The 718-nt window shown below is 68.1% G+C and carries 1 protein-coding gene; it reads right to left on the bottom strand.

The window, feature by feature from the left end; genetic code table 11:
- Nucleotides 1–718: phosphopantetheine-binding protein (locus AC5Y4C_RS20975; RefSeq protein ID WP_499965286.1), on the bottom strand; the 718-nt coding region annotated here is incomplete at both ends.

The following is a 718-nucleotide window of genomic DNA, read 5'->3' as shown; positions in this document are numbered from 1 at the left end:
AGGGTGCGGACGGCGACGTGGGCGCCGAGGGTTTTGTTGATTGCGGCGATCAAGCGCATGGCCGACAGTGAGTTTCCGCCGAGGTCGAAGAACGAGTCATCCACCCCGACGCGTTCGACACCGAGCACTTGGGCGTAGAGCTCGACCAGGATTTCCTCGGTGGGCGTGCTCGGGGCGCGGTAGGCGCTGGCGCCATCGTGGTATTCCGGGGCGGGCAACGCCCGCTTGTCGAGTTTGCCGTTGAGGGTCAGCGGCAGCTTCTCCAAGACGACGACCGCCGCGGGCACCATGTAGGCCGGCAGCCGCTCGCCCAACTGGGCGCGCACCGCGGCGGGATCTGCGGTGCCGGTGATGTAGCCGACCAGCCGCTTGTCGCCCGGGTGGTCTTCGCGCGCGACGACGACGGCTTGCTCCACTCCGTCGGCCTCGGCCAGGGCGGCCTGCACGTCGCCGAGCTCGATGCGATAGCCGCGAATCTTGACCTGCTCGTCGACGCGGCCCAAATACTGCAGCTGCCCATCAGCACCCCAGCGCACCAGATCCCCGGTCCGATACATCCGTTGGCCGGGCGCCCCGAACGGGCACGCCACAAACCGTCCCGCGGTCAACCCGGCACGGCGCACATAACCCACACCCACACCGTGCCCGGCCACATACAACTCACCCACCACACCCGTCGGCACCGGATGCAACCACTGATCCAGCACGAACAACGCCG

The organism is Mycobacterium sp. NGS35 (assembly GCF_059812855.1).
The sequence above is the reverse complement of the archived record's forward strand: the minus strand, read 5'-3'. Positions and strand labels throughout refer to the sequence as shown.